This window comes from Pseudoalteromonas ulvae UL12, from assembly GCF_014925405.1.
In the GTDB taxonomy this organism is placed as follows: domain Bacteria; phylum Pseudomonadota; class Gammaproteobacteria; order Enterobacterales; family Alteromonadaceae; genus Pseudoalteromonas; species Pseudoalteromonas ulvae.
This window is the reverse complement of record NZ_AQHJ01000033.1, coordinates 95,672-113,487: the sequence shown is the minus strand read 5'-3', so window position 1 is coordinate 113,487 and position 17,816 is coordinate 95,672. Positions and strand designations below refer to the sequence as shown.

The 17,816-nt window shown below is 41.5% G+C and carries 17 protein-coding genes; 12 read left to right on the top strand and 5 right to left on the bottom strand.

All coding sequences use genetic code 11. From position 1 onward, the window contains the following. Positions 1–273, top strand: coding sequence for an HPr family phosphocarrier protein (locus PULV_RS15945; protein WP_086744118.1), 273 nt, complete (start codon positions 1–3; stop codon positions 271–273). Between the two features lie 126 nt (positions 274–399). Next, the gene (gene mgtE / locus PULV_RS15940) at positions 400–1,761 is read left to right on the top strand and encodes a magnesium transporter (RefSeq protein ID WP_086744117.1); all 1,362 of its coding nucleotides are present in this window, start codon (positions 400–402) and stop codon (positions 1,759–1,761) included. Between the two features lie 74 nt (positions 1,762–1,835). Here the strand turns inward: mgtE and pmbA are convergent, their stop codons facing one another. Then, positions 1,836–3,185 carry a metalloprotease PmbA gene (gene pmbA / locus PULV_RS15935; protein ID WP_193332232.1) on the bottom strand — a complete coding sequence of 450 codons (1,350 nt, stop codon included), beginning with the start codon at positions 3,183–3,185 and terminating at the stop codon, positions 1,836–1,838. A gap of 222 nt (positions 3,186–3,407) precedes the next feature. Here pmbA and yjgA point away from each other — a divergent pair, with 222 nt between their 5' ends. Together yjgA and PULV_RS15925 are read left to right on the top strand one after the other, a co-directional pair. Beyond that, a complete protein-coding gene (gene yjgA, locus PULV_RS15930; protein ID WP_405127501.1) occupies positions 3,408–3,932 on the top strand; it encodes a ribosome biogenesis factor YjgA in 525 nt (174 codons plus the stop codon). 9 nt (positions 3,933–3,941) lie between these two features. Continuing rightward, entirely contained in the window at positions 3,942–6,485 is a 2,544-nt protein-coding gene (locus PULV_RS15925; protein ID WP_193332231.1) for an Ig-like domain-containing protein, read from the top strand. Between the two features lie 48 nt (positions 6,486–6,533). Here PULV_RS15925 and PULV_RS15920 read toward each other — a convergent pair whose 3' ends face one another. The 3 genes from PULV_RS15920 to PULV_RS15910 all read right to left on the bottom strand — a co-directional run bounded on the left by PULV_RS15920 (position 6,534) and on the right by PULV_RS15910 (position 10,808). Next, complete coding sequence (locus PULV_RS15920; protein WP_086744113.1) at positions 6,534–7,802, bottom strand: Xaa-Pro dipeptidase; 1,269 nt, start codon at positions 7,800–7,802, stop codon at positions 6,534–6,536. 162 nt (positions 7,803–7,964) lie between these two features. Beyond that, positions 7,965–10,085, bottom strand: a complete 2,121-nt coding sequence (locus PULV_RS15915; protein ID WP_193332230.1) for a methyl-accepting chemotaxis protein — start codon at positions 10,083–10,085, stop codon at positions 7,965–7,967. A gap of 219 nt (positions 10,086–10,304) precedes the next feature. Further along, positions 10,305–10,808 (bottom strand): GNAT family N-acetyltransferase, encoded by a 504-nt coding sequence (locus PULV_RS15910; protein ID WP_193332229.1) that lies wholly within the window; start codon positions 10,806–10,808, stop codon positions 10,305–10,307. Positions 10,809–10,963: 155 nt separating this feature from the next. Here PULV_RS15910 and PULV_RS15905 point away from each other — a divergent pair, with 155 nt between their 5' ends. The 8 genes from PULV_RS15905 to PULV_RS15870 all read left to right on the top strand — a co-directional run bounded on the left by PULV_RS15905 (position 10,964) and on the right by PULV_RS15870 (position 16,841). Further along, complete coding sequence (locus PULV_RS15905) at positions 10,964–11,491, top strand: glutathione peroxidase (RefSeq protein WP_405127499.1); 528 nt, start codon at positions 10,964–10,966, stop codon at positions 11,489–11,491. Between the two features lie 356 nt (positions 11,492–11,847). After that, complete coding sequence (locus PULV_RS15900) at positions 11,848–12,129, top strand: peptidylprolyl isomerase (RefSeq protein WP_086744110.1); 282 nt, start codon at positions 11,848–11,850, stop codon at positions 12,127–12,129. Positions 12,130–12,188: 59 nt separating this feature from the next. Then, a complete protein-coding gene (locus tag PULV_RS15895) occupies positions 12,189–12,767 on the top strand; it encodes a glutathione S-transferase family protein (protein ID WP_193332228.1) in 579 nt (192 codons plus the stop codon). A gap of 87 nt (positions 12,768–12,854) precedes the next feature. After that, positions 12,855–13,202 carry a DUF2750 domain-containing protein gene (locus PULV_RS15890; RefSeq protein ID WP_086744108.1) on the top strand — a complete coding sequence of 116 codons (348 nt, stop codon included), beginning with the start codon at positions 12,855–12,857 and terminating at the stop codon, positions 13,200–13,202. Positions 13,203–13,266: 64 nt separating this feature from the next. Beyond that, entirely contained in the window at positions 13,267–13,827 is a 561-nt protein-coding gene (locus PULV_RS15885) for a GNAT family N-acetyltransferase (RefSeq protein WP_176365182.1), read from the top strand. A gap of 3 nt (positions 13,828–13,830) precedes the next feature. Then, positions 13,831–15,162: an NAD(P)/FAD-dependent oxidoreductase gene (locus tag PULV_RS15880; protein ID WP_193332227.1), complete on the top strand. Its 1,332-nt coding sequence runs from the start codon at positions 13,831–13,833 to the stop codon at positions 15,160–15,162. 63 nt (positions 15,163–15,225) lie between these two features. Further along, positions 15,226–15,903: a site-specific integrase gene (locus PULV_RS15875; RefSeq protein WP_086744487.1), complete on the top strand. Its 678-nt coding sequence runs from the start codon at positions 15,226–15,228 to the stop codon at positions 15,901–15,903. Positions 15,904–16,043: 140 nt separating this feature from the next. Then, complete coding sequence (locus PULV_RS15870) at positions 16,044–16,841, top strand: META domain-containing protein (protein WP_193332226.1); 798 nt, start codon at positions 16,044–16,046, stop codon at positions 16,839–16,841. Between the two features lie 55 nt (positions 16,842–16,896). Here the strand turns inward: PULV_RS15870 and PULV_RS15865 are convergent, their stop codons facing one another. Beyond that, positions 16,897–17,739, bottom strand: a complete 843-nt coding sequence (locus PULV_RS15865; protein ID WP_193332225.1) for a 23S rRNA (adenine(2030)-N(6))-methyltransferase RlmJ — start codon at positions 17,737–17,739, stop codon at positions 16,897–16,899. Positions 17,740–17,816 lie beyond the last annotated feature (77 nt).

Below are 17,816 nucleotides of genomic sequence, written 5' to 3'. Positions count from 1 at the left end.
ATGCACTGTGAAGATACGTTTTTAATTCAAAACAAATTGGGTTTACATGCCCGAGCTGCCACAGCATTAGCACAACTAGCTCTGAGTTTTGACGCCAATATTATTTTAGAGCAAGATACTAAAACTGCCGAAGCAGACAGCGTGCTTGCATTAATGTTACTCGAAAGCAGCCAAGGAAAAGAAGTCAAAGTCACCTGTGAAGGACCTGATGCAGAACAAGCGCTGAAAGCCATCGGAGCTTTGATTGCAGATAAATTTAACGAACAAGACTAACTGAAAGTTGATAGCAAATACGCTATACTTAACCAAAATCAATTACTTGCTTAAACACTAATCGCAACATTGCACAACATCAACCTGTTTGACTACACACTAACACTATTACAATAAAGAGCAGCCATGCCAGAAGCCATTGAACAAGATAACACCCAACTAAGATTGCACGAAATAACCCGTGCACTTAACAGTGGTATGTTTGTTCATGTTAGGCGCATGTTGGCACATATGGCCCCGTGTGACATCGCCCTATTACTTGAGTCCTCCCCTCATAAAGGCCGTACTGTACTGTGGCAATTGGTTGACTCAGATCTACAAGGTGACATCCTCGAAGAGCTTTCTGAAGATGTGCGTAATGGCATTATCTCCCAGATGGATCCTGCATTAATCGCAGCCGCAACAGAAGATATGGACGATGATGACCTCGCAGAAATGTTGCGAAGTCTTCCTGACACTATTTATCAAGAAGTTATCGGCTCGATGGCCAGCCAAGACCGAGAGCGTGCTGCATTAGCGCTATCTTACCCAGAAGAGTCTGCTGGTGCCATAATGAACACAGATACTGTGACCATTCGCCCAGATGTCACACTTGATGTTGTTCTTCGTTATTTGCGCCTCAAAGGAGAGCTGCCAGAAGGAACCGATGAATTATACGTTGTTGATAAAGATAATTGCTTTATTGGTGCCGTTTCACTCGCTTTACTCTTAACTCGCAGCCCCGACCTCACCGTTCGAACGGTCATGGATGATCATTGTGAATCTATCCCTGTGACAATGGACGAATCAGAAGTGGCGCAACTGTTTGAACGTCACAACTGGATTTCAGCACCCGTTGTAGATGAACATCAACACTTGCTGGGTCGTATCACTATCGATGATATCGTTGACGTAATCCGTGAAGATGCTGAGCACAGCATGATGAGTATGGCAGGTCTCGATGATGAAGAAGATACATTTGCTCCTGTTGTAAAAAGTACTAAGCGTCGTTCAGTTTGGCTCGGGGTAAACTTAATTACCGCGCTTTTAGCTGCGTTTGTGGCCAGCTTTTTTGAATCAACCCTCGATATTTTACCTGTGCTCGCCGTGCTAAATGGCATTGTTCCTTCCATGGGTGGTGTCGCTGGCAGCCAAACACTGACTCTTGTTATCCGTGGTATGGCTGTCGGTCATATCAACCAAGCTAACCAACGGTTCTTATTAGCAAAGGAGTTTGCGATTGGCGCTTTAAACGGTGTGCTGTGGGCGTTGTTAATTGCAGGAGTCGTCGCATTGTGGAAATGGGACTTCACCTTAGGCTGTGTGATTGCTTTTGCCATGTTTATGAATCTGCTGGCTGCAGGTATTGCTGGGGCGAGTATTCCGCTATTCCTGAAGCGATTAAACATAGATCCAGCATTAGCCGGTGGCGTAGTGCTCACGACAGTCACAGATATTGTCGGTATCTTCGCTTTTCTTGGCACTGCGACTTGGTTTTTACTCCCTTAACTATCGAAACCAAGCTTTAGTAAGTATTATTGATAAAAAAAGCACCTTTCGGTGCTTTTTTATCAAACTAGATGTTAGTTTCCAGCTACTTGCATTTGCTCTATCAAAATAGATCCAGTTTTAACGCTGCCTCGTAAATCAAAGTCACCGCCAATTCCTGCAATTGCTTTAAACATATCTTTTAGATTACCTGCTATCGTAATTTCACTAACTGGGTATTGGATTTGACCATTTTCAACCCAAAAGCCAGCCGCACCACGGGAGTAATCACCATTGACGGTATTCACTCCTTGCCCCATTAGCTCCGTCACTAATAAACCCGTCCCCATTGTACTGAGTAAAGCAGCTAAATCAGGCTCAGTTTCGTTAACTAACCAATTATGGATCCCACCTGCATGGCCTGTAGCGGTCATGTTCAGCTTTCGAGAAGCGTATGTACCGAGCAAATAGGTTTGCAGCACTCCCTTGTCAATAATAGTGCGGTCTTGTGTTTTGACGCCTTCACTATCAAACGGAGAAGATGCGAGACCTTGTAAAATATGCGGTCTCTCAACCACATTCACTAAATCACTGAAAATAGGCTGACCTAACGTATCTAACAGGAAACTCGACTTTCGATACAGCGCACCGCCACCGATCCCCGAAACTAAGTGGCTAAATAGTGAGCTTGCAATATCAGCTCTAAAAATAACCGGATACTTACCTGTTGGAATTTTTCGGCTATTAAGCTTGGCTATCGTCTCGCTTGCGGCTTCGATGCCGACTGATTGCGCCGATTTCAGGCCGCTTTGCAAACGAGAAAGCGTATAAGCAGACTCGCGCTCCATAATTTCGCCATCTTGACCAATAACCATGCAACTAATGCTATGACGGGTACGAGGAAAACCGGCAAGTAAACCATGGCTATTACCATAAATACGTAAACCTTGATGAGAACTAAAACTGGCACCATCTGAGTTAATGATGCGCTCATCATAATTTAATGCAGCTTCTTCAGCCTGCTGGCATAGTGCTATCCCTTCGTCAGGCGATACATCCCAAGGATGAAACAAATCTAAATCAGGTGGATTAAACTCAAGTAACGCTTTGTCAGCAATGCCATTACAAGGATCTTCAGACGTGTATTTAGCAATCTCAATTGCTTTTTTAACCACAGACTGCAGAGCATCAGGACTTAAATCCGCGGTCGATGCAGATCCTTTTTTATTCCCTACATAAACGCTTATCCCTAATGCGCCGTCTTGATTAAACTCAATGGTTTCAACTTCACCCAAGCGGGTGGTCACAGACAAACCAGAAGTGCTAGACATCGCAGCTTCAGCAGCTGTTGCACCTAATGCTTTAGCCTCGCTTAAAGCTTGCTCAACTGCCGTTTTTATTTGTGCAATTTGATTATAAACAGTCTCTTCACGGGGTGAATTCATGAACTCTACTCGAAGGTTTAAATTAATTTAAGGATATCATAAGGCTCAGCGCTTGAGCCTATTTTATAAAGAAATTACTGACAAATTTGACCATTAAAAGCCGCTTGCTGATCTTATTTTACTTTTAAGAAAAGAAAAAACAGTATCTATGAGCATTAAAACCAAGCTATTGATATAATCACACTATTATTACTACATATATTAAAAGCGAGCTTTGACACCATCATGGCAAAAAAAGGCAAAAAAATACCTGAAGAAGAAATTATTTACATCTCAAAGAGTGAGTTAAAGCGTGAAGCGCAAGAGATGCATGATTTAGCAGCAAAGATATGCAAACTGAATAAAAAACAACGTGAAAAACTGCCTTTAAATGAAGATTTAAAAGAAGCGCTAGTCCTCGCTGATAAACTCAATACTAAAACCGAAGCGTTTCGCCGCCATCTCAATTATGTTGGTAAACAGCTACGTTTAGCTGAAAATTCGGATGAAATCCAAAAAGTACTTAACGCCATTTTAGATGTTGGTAAAGAATCAACCGTTTTATTTCATAAATTAGAACGAACTCGTGACCAAGTGATTGATCAGGGTGATAAAAAAATTAATGAGTTACTGGTTGATTATGATAGTTTAGATAGACAAAAGCTGCGTCAACTTGTTCGACAAGCCAAAAAAGAACAAGAATTAGGAAAACCCGCTAAAGGTTACCGCGAGCTATTTCAATATTTAAAAGAGTATATTCTCGACTAAGGAATATTCATGCTTGATATACGACACTCTCTAAGCTTACTAACTATTTGCTTTTTAACAGCCTGTAACGGTTCATCTGGTAAAAACGACGAAGTCATACCTCCAGACCCAGATGCACCCATCAGTATCACACTCAATTTACTCGATGAAAATTGCTTGGCAGTGGCAGCTCCTAGTTTTAAAGCTGGCGAAACGGTGTGTGTTCAAGCTCTTTTGAATAAAAATGGTGAACCGGTAAATGCTTCTTCGGTGAGCTTTTCCACACCTTTAGGTACTTTACGACAATCCTCTAAGCTCAGTGATATCAATGGCGTCGCACAAATATTCCTTGATAGTGATTTGGCGAATGTTGGTGCTGCAACCCTTAGCGCAACAAGCCAATCAATCACCGCCAGCACTGATTATGAGTTTATTAATAACGAGAGTGTTGGCTCGCAATTACCGCAGCTTGCGGTCGCGATGTTTAAAGATGGCAATGCGAATAATCGCTTTAAGCAAGGTGAAACGGTCAAAGTACAAGTTAAACTCACAAACGCTGACAATGACCCGCTAGAAAATGAGATCGTGTCATTCTCTGCCGAGCTTGGTGCACTTTCGGCCAATACGGGCCTGACAGATCAACAAGGTTTAACGACCATTGAACTTGCAGCTGCTGTCGACAATACCATCGGAGCAGCTTCGTTGACGGCAACATACAACCCCGATACCACAGGGGGAGTGACTCAACGATTTAACTACCAAATACTTGACCGCGATGTGATTGATCAACCACAAATCCAAGCCGGTTACTTTGATAGTAATAATACTTTTATCCCGAACCAAATCGGCCTAACGCTCGCTAAACAGCCTGATAATAGCGTGCAGTTAAGTGCTGGCGGTACTTTAGGCTTGAAAGTCGCTCTCGTAGATGAAAACGGTCAACGTTTAAGCAACCCGACGGCTATTTCGTTTAGTTCTAATTGCGTGACTAACGCACAAGCTAATATCGATCAACAAGTCCTGACCATTAATGGCGAAGCAAGTGCGACGTATGAAGATATTAGCTGTGCAGGCAGTCAGGGCAATCAAGATCAAATCATCGCTACAATTAACGGTAATGGCGATACCCTCACCTTAACGCAAACGATCAATTTGCAAGCGGAAGATCTGGGCGCTATTGAGTTTATAGCTGCAGAACCTGAATCAATCGTTTTAAAAGGCACTGGCGGTCAAGGTAAACAAGAAATTTCCACACTGAGTTTTTTAGTTAAAGGTGCGCTTGGCAATCCTTTGGCTCAACAAGAGGTGACCTTTGCACTTGATAGTGACTTAGGTGGATTAAAGCTTAGCCCTATGACAGCCTATACAAACTCTAAAGGCGAAGTCGGCACAAAAGTGACTGCTGGCAACGTACCCACAGTGGTACGAGTCACAGCATCAGCGAAAACAAGCTCTGACGCATTAATTCAAACTCAATCAGATTTATTATCAGTCAACACAGGACTTGCTGACCAAAATAGTATCACTCTTGCTACTGAAGTCATCAATCCTGAAGCCGACAATATCAATGGTGTCGAGGTACCAATTACAGCTTGGCTAGCCGACAGCTTCAACAACCTGGTTCCCGATGGCACGACAGTAAACTTTACCACTGAAGGCGGCCAAATTACGCCATCATGTACCACCACAAACGGTAGCTGTACAGCCACATGGCGAAGTGCTGAGCCGAAAGTTTACAATCACCGTATTACCATACTTGCAACCGCTATCGGTCATGAAACATTTTTTGATACCAATGGTAATAACGTCTTTGATGACGCAGATGGTGAGCCCATTTTGAATAATCAAGTGGCCAGTGGCTTTGGCAGAGCTCAGTATCAATCGTCTGGCTTTATTGATATGCCTGAAGCATGGCGTGATGATAATGAAAATCTCGTACGCGATCCGGGTGAATTGTTTTTAGATTTTGAGCGCGATAGCCTAATCGATCAGGATGACAGTAATTATACGCCACAAGATGGTAAGTTTAATGGCCCTCAGTGCACCAGTACTTTGAAATGTGGTGCGACAATTAGCCGCTCAATCAATGTGCGTAAAGCGATTAAAATGATCATGGCCTCATCACACAGCTTGTGGTCTTTATACGACACCACAGTAACAAATCCACTTATCAGTAATTATTCAGGAGAGAATGCCGTAGGTATCAGCTCTGCGATTCCCCGCAATACTACGCGTACTTTCCAGCTCTATTTTTCTGATTCAGCACTGCAAACTATGCCACTCGGTACATCGGTCAGCATTAATACTAGTAAAGGTTCAATCTCGGGCACTACTTCATTTGTAGTGGGCAACACATTGGGCACAAATTTAGCGATTAGCCATGCCCAGCTTGATGCTAATATCAGCTTTAAAGATGCGAATAATAACGCGTTGTTTGGTGGGAATATCTTACAGTTTGCGATTGAAAATGACTTACTTGCTACTGAGCCTGCCACTGAAACTATTGTCAGTTTTTCTATCACAGCACCAAGTGGTATTGTATCAAGTGGCCTAATCAACATTCCACTGCTCTAACCTTGATTTTATTCAGGCAGCCCATCAATGGGCTGCCTGACTACCCCCCTACTGTTTAAGTATTTTGCCATCTTTGAGCACGAAACCAACTTGTTCCATAAGTGTTATGTCTGCAATTGGATCACCTTTGATTGCAATAATATCGGCTAACTTGCCAACTTCAATAGATCCTAATATTTGATCTTGCTTCAGCAATTTAGCAGCATTAATGGTCGCTGCCTGCAGCGCTTGTTCTGGGGTCATACCAAATTTGACCATCCGAGAAAACTGTTTCGCATTTTCGCCATGAGGATACACACCAGCATCAGAACCAAAGACCATATTCAGGTTTGCTTTTACCGCTCGGTTAAAGCTATTACGTTGCTTAGCCCCCACGACTCGCTCTTTATCTAAACTCTCTTCTAAAATCCCCGCTTTTTGACCTTCTGAGAGAATATACTCAGTATTGTAAATATCCATCGATAAGTACGTACCATGCTTTTTAGCCAATTTAATAGCTTCGTCATCTAAAAAGCTCGCATGCTCAATCGAGTCAACTCCGGCGCGAATCGCAGCCTTAATACCGTTGGTTCCATGCGCATGCGCAGCCACAGTAAGTCCACGCAAATGCGCCTCTGCCACCAAGGCATTCATTTCTTCTTGTGCGTATTGCTGTGCACCGACTTGCGTCCCTTTTGATAAAACACCACCTGTTGCACAGAATTTAATTACATCTGCGCCAAATTTAATATTTTCCCGTACTTTTGCTCTCACGGCCCACGGTCCATCTGCGACACCCGCAGCCTTAATCGCAATTTCATGAGGTAATAAATTATTATCACAGTGCCCACCAGTAATTCCGAGTGAGGGTCCTGCGGCAAACACCCTAGGCCCAATGACATCTCCTGCGTATATCGCATCTCTTAGTGCAATATCAGCATAACCAGGCGCGCCTAAATTTCTCACCGATGTAAAACCCGCATTGATTGTTCGCTGCGCATTTCTTACCCCTGTAATTGCTGCGCGTGGTGAGGTCACTTGTAATCGCTTATAGCCATGAATATGTGCATCACTGGTTAAATGAACGTGCATATCAAACAAACCAGGTAAGAGTGTGTGCTCGCGTAGATTAATTTTTTCTGCCGGTTTATTGTATTTTGCTTTACCGTGAGAGCTTATTTCTACAATCTGATTATTTTCAATCACAACGGTAGGATTGGCGATTAACTTGCCACTTTTAGCATCAAACATAGCTTTCGCTTCGATAATATAAGCACTCGCCATTGCGTATGGACTGACAATTAGCGCGCTTAAAAGTAATGGGATATGTTTCTTCATTTTTGACTCCATTGTTTTTATTTTTTACGGTACTTACCCTAGCATGATGCAATACTGTACCTGCACAGCTATTTTTAGTAATGCTGATGATCACGATTACTGCTCACTTTCAGGCATAAAAATAGAGGCTTAAGCCCCTATTTTTATGCCTTTTTAACCCGTTTATGTTTTAAGTTTGGCCAATTGTGAGCTTTGCTCATTGACTAAGCTTGCTAACTCAGTACTGCCACTTCCTGCTTGAGTCGATAAATCCGCAAGGTGGGCTGCCGCATCCGAAATACGTGTTAAATTGCGGTTGATTTCTTCTGTTACCGCACTTTGCTCTTCAGCAGCAGTTGCTATTTGCGTTACTTGATCGCTAACAGCTTGTACTTTTTCAACAACATCATGCAATGTTTCAAAAGCGTGCCCCGTTTCTTTTACTGCATTATCAGCTCTGCTCACCCCTTTTTCTATGATTGATGATGCACTTGCGACCTCAACCTGCAAAGATTCAATTAGACGACTAATATCATCCGTCGATGATCGAGTTTTAGATGCTAACGCCCTAACTTCATCGGCGACCACAGCAAAGCCGCGGCCTTGCTCACCCGCTCTTGCCGCTTCAATGGCGGCATTGAGAGCCAGTAAATTAGTTTGTTCTGCAATCGAACGGATCACTTCGAGTATCTGATTAATATCACTACTGCGGGCTGAAACTTTACCGACAGCCTGATTAGCATCTGATATTTCTTGTGACATGACTTCAACCTGTTCAACTGCTGAAGATAGGTTTTTCTCACAATTTAGCACATCATTGGTTATTTCATTGGTTTGCCCAGCTGCAAATTCAGAAGCATTTGCCACTTCTTGAGCAGTCGAGCTCATTTGTGTCATTGCAGTTACGACACTTTCAATTTCTCTAAATTGCTCTGCTATATAGCGCTCCGACTCTTGCGCTAATGCCGCTGAGTTTTGTGACTGTAAATTGCTTTGCTCTGCAATATCTTTCAAATGAGTGATGAGTTCTTTTAACCTTAAGATAAACCGGTTAAAACCACCAGCAAGGGCAATTAACTCAGCATGGTCTTCAACAACGATACTTTGAGTCAAATCTCCCTCAACACTAGCCAAATTATCGACTCGCGTTTGAATTAACGTTAAAGGTGCAATGATGGTTTTGATTAACCCACTCATGATAATTGTCGCGACTAACGCCACCGCTATTCCGACTAAAAATATCGTCTGTCCAAGGGACGCAGTATTATTATCAAGAGTCTGTTTGAGTTCATTTGCTCCCGCTAATGCCAACTCTTTAGGGACCTCAATTAACAGCTGCCACTTTACACCCGGCAACGCAATAAAGACTTCAGCTGATACTAAATAGTCTGTCGAAGTAGAAAGCAGTGCATTGCTTTGCTTTAATTTTTCGTACAGTGCGAATTGTTCATTATCAATCGCTTCTTTAAGTGGCCGACCTAATTTTTTATCATAATGACTACTACCCGCGATCAGATCTAACTCACTTAACAAAGTGACCCGAGCTTGACCATTGTATAGCTCTTTTGAAAGCTTTTTTGTGATCTCTTGCAGTACAGGCAAATTAAGATCTGCCCCCATCACTCCAATAAATTGATTACGCTTTAAAATAGGCACTGTTAGTGAGGTCATCATCTCAGAGTTGCCTGGGGTGATTTCATATAAATAAGGTTCCATGATACAAGGTCGCTTTGTATCTTTTGCACACAAGTACCACTCAGCTTCTCGTTTGCCAAATTCATTCACTTTATCGAGGTATTTTTCTGAAGAATCTTCTACAGCATGCTGAGTAATACTGCCGTTTTTGTCGCGAGTCATATAGACTTCTAACGTGCCAGATGTTGGTACTGAGTGACTTTGTCCGTTTGTATACTCTTGATCTCGATTATCGTAGCCATTTGACTCAAATTGAGAATAAATGGAGGAAATATTGTCACTTTGTGCAAGCACAGCACGGTCAATAATCTGCACCATTTCTCGCGATAATGGCTGCGTTTCTGCTGTCGCACTTAACTCTGCCGCCACAGTATACGGGATACGATAGGCCTCATTTATAAAACCTTGAATATGCGCGGCTTCTTGTCCTGCTTTGGCGTGTAACTTCACTTCAATTTCTTGAAGGATCGCCTCCTGCGCCTGTACTGATAACTCGTCATTTGTTGCCTGCAATTGAACGAGTAATACACTGACTAAAATCACAACAGTCATTAAAACAGCTAAAGTGCTTAACCATAATAATTTTTTACTTAATGCTACTTCTCGCATAACAAAACCTTCTTTTTATTGCTAATGGGCGACTTTTCACCAACAAATCGCCTTTCAAAGCATAGTTGAAGATTATTGCTCTGTGCTAAATAAAGCTAAATGTTTTAAAAAACTAAGTTCTGATTAACAGATTCACTAATGCATTGATTTAATTTATATAAATGATGTAAATGCGCTCCCTCAAGAATCGCCACAGCTAATAGGTTTATTATCCAGATTTCAGATGAGTGAATTTTTTACACTTAAGTGCTTGCCCAAAATCGTTAAACTACATGTTTGACCTGCCATATTCGCTATATCTGGCAATACTCCCCACTGGCTAAAGCCATTTTGTGTAAACAAAGCAATACTGGGGTGGTTATGGCTAAAAATAAAAGCGAGCAATACGTTAATGTTTATTTGTTCACTATGATGCTCTGCAAATAACAATAACTGACGACCCACTCCCTGTCCTCTGGCTGATTCTGAAACATAAATACTAATTTCAACTGTCCCATCGTAGGCCGGTCGGCCATAAAAAGACTTGAAACTCAGCCAACCTATCACTTGCTCATCGTGGCAATAAACAAAAATAGGACGCCGTGTACTGTGAGATTCAAACCACGGCTTTTTATCTTCATAACTGACAGGGTCAAGATCGGCCGTCACTAAACGGCTAGCAATGGTCTGATTATAAATATCAACGACTGAATATAAATCATGGGGTTGGGCAATTCTTATCATGCAAGATCTCTGAAATGACTGATGGAATAATACGCTTGCCTAATTTAGCAGTGTCGATACACTGGAACAAGCCGCGTATGCTTAGATCAAATAAAATTGATCGAGACCATCATTTAGTTCGTAAATTACTAGAACTTAAACAGTAAGGATTTGACGTGTTAAAAAAATTACTTATTCCTTTAATGCTTTTTTCTGGGACTGCATTCGCTGAACAATGCAATGATTTCACCAATGTTGAAATGCGCAAACTTCGTTCAGACAAGACCATAGATTTATGCCAGTTTAAAGATAAACCTCTGTTAATTGTAAATACAGCAAGCAATTGCGGGTTTACGCCTCAGTTTGAAGGACTCGAAAAAATCCATCAGCAATACAAAGATCAAGGGCTTGTGGTGCTGGGATTCCCTTCAGATGATTTTTTCCAAGAAGAGGATGACGAAAAAGACACAGCTAAAGTTTGCTTTATTAACTATGGCGTGACATTCAACATGTTTTCTCCCATTTCTGTGCGCGGTAAAAATGCCCATTCTTTATTTAAGCATTTAGGCGATAAAACCAGCTCACCAAAATGGAATTTTTATAAATATATTGTCAGTAAAGACAGACAAACAGTCACTAAATTCAATAGTAAAACTACGCCAGATGATGCTGAGTTCATTAAAGTTATTGAACAATCACTCTAAAGTAGCTATAAGTTAATGGTCACTTTTATCTTGTTTGTCATAAAACTTTAAAGAGAGGCCATTATTTTATAAGAAAATCGAGGAGATTAAGATGCAAATGGATCAAAACCAACATACAGCGATACATCATCCTATAAGCTTTGTTTCAATTAACAAATGCAAAGTTATTTATGAAGACCAATCGGGTCATGTGGAGAAAAACTTCAGCAATTCTGCTCAAGCGAGATTGTTTGTGCAGCACCTAACGACAAATAACTAACACAATAGAACATGGAAGAAGGTAAGTTAATATAATTTAGCATCTTTTAGATTATGATTTAAACTTGCTATTTACCTCTCATAAAAAGGAATAAATCATGACTCTTGCGAGTGCTCGTCACATCTTAGTCGACAGCGAAGAACAGTGTAACGAATTAAAAAAACAAATCGAATCCGGAGCTGACTTTGCGCAAGTTGCTAAAGAATACTCAAACTGTCCCTCAGGACAAGATGGCGGTCAGCTCGGTGAATTTGGACCTGGTATGATGGTACCTGAGTTTGACACTGTTGTTTTTTCAGCGCCGGTTAATACCATTCAGGGCCCAGTTCAAACTCAATTTGGTTATCACCTACTAGAAGTAACTAGCCGTAGCGAATAACACATCTTTTGTGCCAGCCAGCTGATTGGCTGGCTGCTAACCTAAAAATACCTTTAGCTATGAAACTATACGGTTCAACCACATCACCCTACGCACGCCGCATTCAAGTGTATTGCCTTGAAAACAAAATAGACGTGCAATGTGTCTTTTTAGACATCTTTGACCAACAAGATCGCAACACTCTTATTTCGCTCAACCCAACGCGTAAAATTCCGATGCTTGAAGATGACCAGCATGTTATTTTTGACTCTGGCGTCATCCAACATTATTTGGCTGTAAAGTACAACTTACCAATATTAACTTGGACACAGCATAATCAACTGTCAATTATCAATAGCTGTAATGACTCCTTTGTAGAGCTACTCTTATCTCAACGTTCAGGGTTAAATATTCACGACGACGTCTTATTTTTTAATCTGCAACACGAACGGACAATTGAAACCCTCCTAGTCTTAGAAGAGCAAGTAGCAAATAATCAATTTAACACTTTTGATTATCCTGCAATCAGTTTATATTGCCTGCTCGACTGGATCTGCTTTCGTAAACTATTTGATTTGACTCAATTTGAGCATCTCAGCAAATTCAGGCAGTGTTATCAAACTCACTCACACGTGATAATTAACGATCCACGACAATAATTCACATCTATAGTTAATATTGACTGCGCCATCTGGTGGCATCCAAATTAACTAAAGATATAAATTCCAAATATTGAGCATCAAACCATGACAGAGCAAACCTCACAACTCGCTATTTTTACGCAAGAAGTCAACCAAAATGAAGTCATTTGGGCATTAACAGCCCCTGATGGCGGTTATGTTGTCTGTGACTCAGAGCAATTCGAAGATGTCGATGTGCTTTTACTTTGGAGCAACAAAGAAACAGCTAAACAACATTGCTGCGACGAATGGGCCGATTACAGCCCAGTATCTATTAGCAAAGAAGAGTACTTAGAGTATTGGGTTGAAGATTTAAGCCAAGATAATACATTTGTGGGCATCCAATGGTCTGAAGAAGAGGCGTGTTTAGAGCTTACAGCCATCGATGTGGCCAAAGCTTTGCTTGATAGCTAAGAATAAACACGTTAAGTTACCTAGCTGTTAGTTAGCCGTTCAAGCCCTCTCAGCTAAGGTAACCATGAATATCACTATTGCAGAACTCTCACCATTCCATTTCGATCAAGTTATTGAAATAGGTAATTTAGTCCATGGTGACAATTACCTCGACCTAGCCACCCTCGAAAAAATTTACCGTTACTCAATCAAACAAGATATCAATGCAAGCTTTGTCGCCCTTGAAAACCAGCGTGTGATTGGCTTTCGTCTTACCTATGCCCCTGATCAATGGCCAATGGATGAATGGTGCAGTACCCATCTTTGGCCTGCTGAAAAACAACATGTCAGCTACTTCAAATCAAGCACCATAATTGAATCTGCTCGTGGTAATGGATTAGGTGGGCAGTTACTCCAAGCATCAATTACAGCACTCAAAAAACAAGGCGCGAAAGGTGGTGTCTGCCATATTTGGCAGCAAAGCCCAGGTAACGCAGCATTTAAATATTTTAGTAAAGCAGGTGGAAAAACCATTAAGATCCATCCTGATCGCTGGCTAAAAGATTGTATCGATTTTGGATATTCGTGTACATTATGTGGCTCTGAGTGTCATTGTGACGCTGTTGAAATGTTTTTAGAGTTTTAAACTATGCATTATGATCCTCTGATTTCGGCCATGTGCCATAACGCTCCACTTGCTCCAAGTTACTGGGCAAGCACTCATCCTTACCCGATAGCAACGGCTCCACTCGCACAACATCAACAAGTCGATGTTGCCATAATTGGCGGTGGTTTTACGGGTTTAACTGCCGCGTATTACTTATCAACTATGTTTAATATTGATTGCTGCGTGCTAGAAGCCAATCAAGTTGGGTTTGGAGCCAGTGGCCGCAACGCAGGGTTTGTGCTTAAAGGCTCTGGTCGTTTAAGTTATCGACAAATGGCTGATAAGTGGGGCCTTGCAACCACGCAAGGAATTTACGACGAGTTTAGCCAAGCTGTAAATCGAGTTGAGTCATTGATTGAACAACATCAGATTCAGTGCGACAAGCAAGAATATGGGTATTTAAAAATCGCCCATAACAAAAAAGCGCTGACTTCTTTGCAACACCAAAGCCAATTTATCAGCGAAAATTTAGGTGGCAACGCTGAATTTCTCACCCCTGATACGTTAAAAAACCAGTATATGATTAACCATCAAGCTTATGGTGCATTGCGCTTAGATGATGGGTTTGGCCTCAACCCATTAAAATTAGTCCACGGCTATGCCGATATGGTCAAACAAGCCGGGGTGAAAATTTATGAGCAGACACCTGTTGTCAATTGGCGACAAGATGAAAGCCATCATCACCTCGACACCCCCTCAGGCTCAGTGCAAGCTAAGCAAGTGATTTGCGCGGCTAATGCCTACAATAATAAACACACTCACCCAGCGATTGCGAAAAAGTACTTACCTATCTTAAGTAATATCATGGTGACTCGCCCACTCACCTCTGAAGAGCTCGCTCTGACCGGCTTAAAGACACATCAAGTGACAATGGATACTCGCACATTAAAATATTATTATCGGTTACTCCCTGATAACCGGATTTTATTTGGTGGCCGAGGAGCGGTACGCGGTCGCGATCAAGATAATCAACGCTACAAACATAATTTAATGACCGCTCTGACGGCGTGCTTCCCTCAATTATCCGGAGTGACCATTGATTATTTTTGGAGCGGATGGATTGCAGCAGCCTTAGATGACATGCCTCATGTAATTGTAAATAAAGGATTAGGATACAGTTTAGGTTACTGCGGATCCGGTGTCGCATTTAGTGCCCAAGCAGGTTTTCGTTTAGCTCAAATGATTGCCAAACAGCCTGTCCCAGCTTTGCCTCTTTACCAAACCCCTTTGCCGACATTTCCCTTTGCGGCTTTTAGACGGGTTGGCCAAGCGGCGTATTATCAATATGGCTGGATAAAAGATAAATATTTTTAGTAGGGTATTCCACCAATTTTGTTTAGAATAACAAAGTAATCAATTGATGTTGTGACATTTAATTTGAAAACTCATTTAGGTCGACGCCCATTTACAGCCATGGAACTACACGCTCTGTTCAATGGCTATATTTACTCTGATTATAAAGTCGCAAAAGAGCAACCAAAACATTGGCATTTTTGGCTCCCGTTAATCGCTTACTACACAGGCGCATTTAGTGATGAAATTGCATGTTTAACTAAAAATGACCTAAAAACAGTGGGTGAACACTGTTTTTTTGATTTTCACACCAATAGTAAATTGCAACCTCGCCTCATTCCAATTCATCCAGCACTGCGCCACGCTGGATTATTCGAGTTTATCGCCACCCTACCCGATGAAAACTCACGCCTTTTATATGATTTACCAGCCAAAAATGGTCGTTATAGTGAAAAAGCGCGAATTTGGTTCTCTGGAGAAGGTGAGCGACAAGGTTATTTGCAAAAATGCATGATCCCCAACATAGATCACGATGGTCGAAAAGTCGCTATCAGTTCATTCAGAATCAACTTTGAACAACAAACGCGTATTGCAGCGATTCAAGCTGGCAATAAAGATCTCTTTAACTATTTGCTTGGCTTTAATGAATTCCAAGGCGATATCACTCCGTTTATACCCGACTTACCGCTTATTATGCTTGGTGTGCGTTCATTACCACCTCAGTTAACCTGGACGCGATTCATTAACCGTCTAAAACCATGAATTCCTACAATTAATCCCTTTAGGTTTAAACACTTAATTGCATTAAAAAATGAGTCGCGCTCATTTATGAATCATATTAAGCTTAGATTAAGCTGCTTGCTATAAATTAGGGCTCATCAGACCACAAGGAACGCGACACTATGAACAACTCTTTTTTTAGATCCATTATTTTGGTTACAGGCTTATTTTCTGTTGCTGCGCTATTAGCTGGCTGCACACATTCTCATGCTAACACTGACACACATCAAGCCACTGATGAGGCTTTAACTATTAGTGTGCTCTATCGCGATAGAAGTATGCTGCGCCCAGGCTCTGAACTTCGTGTCACTCTGGAAGATGTATCTAAGATGGATGTCGCAGCAGAAGTGCTCAGCACCACTGTCATGTCGATTGATAGCGCTCCACCTTATATCGTCTCTTTGCCTTATCAAAAAAATAAAATTAAAAGTAACATGCGCTACAATGTTCGCGCCCAAATCAGTAATCAGGGGCAGCTAATATATACCTCTACGCAACATTACGACCCTTTTAATCAAGTAGTAAGTGGCCCTTATAGTATTCAAGTAGAGCGTGTTCACAACCGTACCCCCGATGTCGCTCTGACCAACACATACTGGAAAGCAATGACACTTGGTCAGCAGGCAGTCATTAACCAAGAAAACATCAAAGAGTTATTTTTACAATTAAGAGAGGGAAATAACATTCGAGGTTTCGCGGGCTGTAACAACTTTCAAGGTTCATTTGAACAACATGACTTTGCATTAACCTTTACGCAAATAGCCAGCACGATGAAAATGTGTGCAGATTCGACAGAGCAAGAGCAAAAAATGTTTCACTCTCTCAACGAAACAGCCAGCTATTCAATTAAAGGGGAACATCTGACATTACTCGATAAAGACCAAACAGTACTCGCCACTTTTCAAGCGATGTATTTTTAAAGCAGCTCTGTACAAGCGCTCAATTTAAATAACAAAGGAGCCCAAGGCTCCTTTGTTATTCATCCACCAGCTGTTCGCTACGATAAAAACCATCATCATCACTGAGAAGCTGAACAAGCTCAGGCAACACTTCGCCCATAGTCTTTTTAAGTGTCCATGGAGGATTGATCACTATCATACCTGAAGCTGTCATACCAAATTCATCACTATCAGCACTGGTTGCTAACTCAAATATACTAATATTTCGGATCCCTGAATCAGTTAGACGCTGCTCCATACGATCAATACGCTCACGCTGAACCACTGGGTACCAGATCATATAAGTGCCACTTGAAAAACGTTTGTGCGCTTTAATAATGGTATCGACCACTTTGTCATAATCTGACTTTATTTCATAAGGAGGATCCATGAGGACACAGGCTCGACGTGAAGCTGGCGGCACTAAACCAATTAGCCCTTTAAAGCCATCCTCAAATTTCACCTTCACATTACGTTTTCGATTGAGGTTTTCATCAAGGTGCTTAATGTCTTGCGGGTGAAGTTCAAATAACCAAGATTTATCTATCGCTCTTAATACAGCATCGGCCACTGCAGGTGAGCCTGGATAGAAAGTTAAATTATTGCTGCCTAAATTAAAATTTTTAATTAGTTCCACATACTTTTCAATGGCTTTATTCGCACCTTGATAATGCCAAAGCTTTGCAATACCTTGCTCAAATTCTTGCGTTTTTTGCGCCTCTTCAGAAGCCAATGCATACAATCCAGCACCAGAGTGCGTATCAATGTAATCTAATGACTTATCTTTTTGCGTTAGGTACTCAAGCACCTCGCGTAAAACCAAATGCTTAATGACATCTGCAGGGTTACCTGCGTGAAAAGAATGACGATAACTCAGCACAATCAAACCCCCTCTAAAAACCAATTTTGCGCAGTGAAACACATGGCCAAAACAATAGCAAATAAATGTCTGAAACG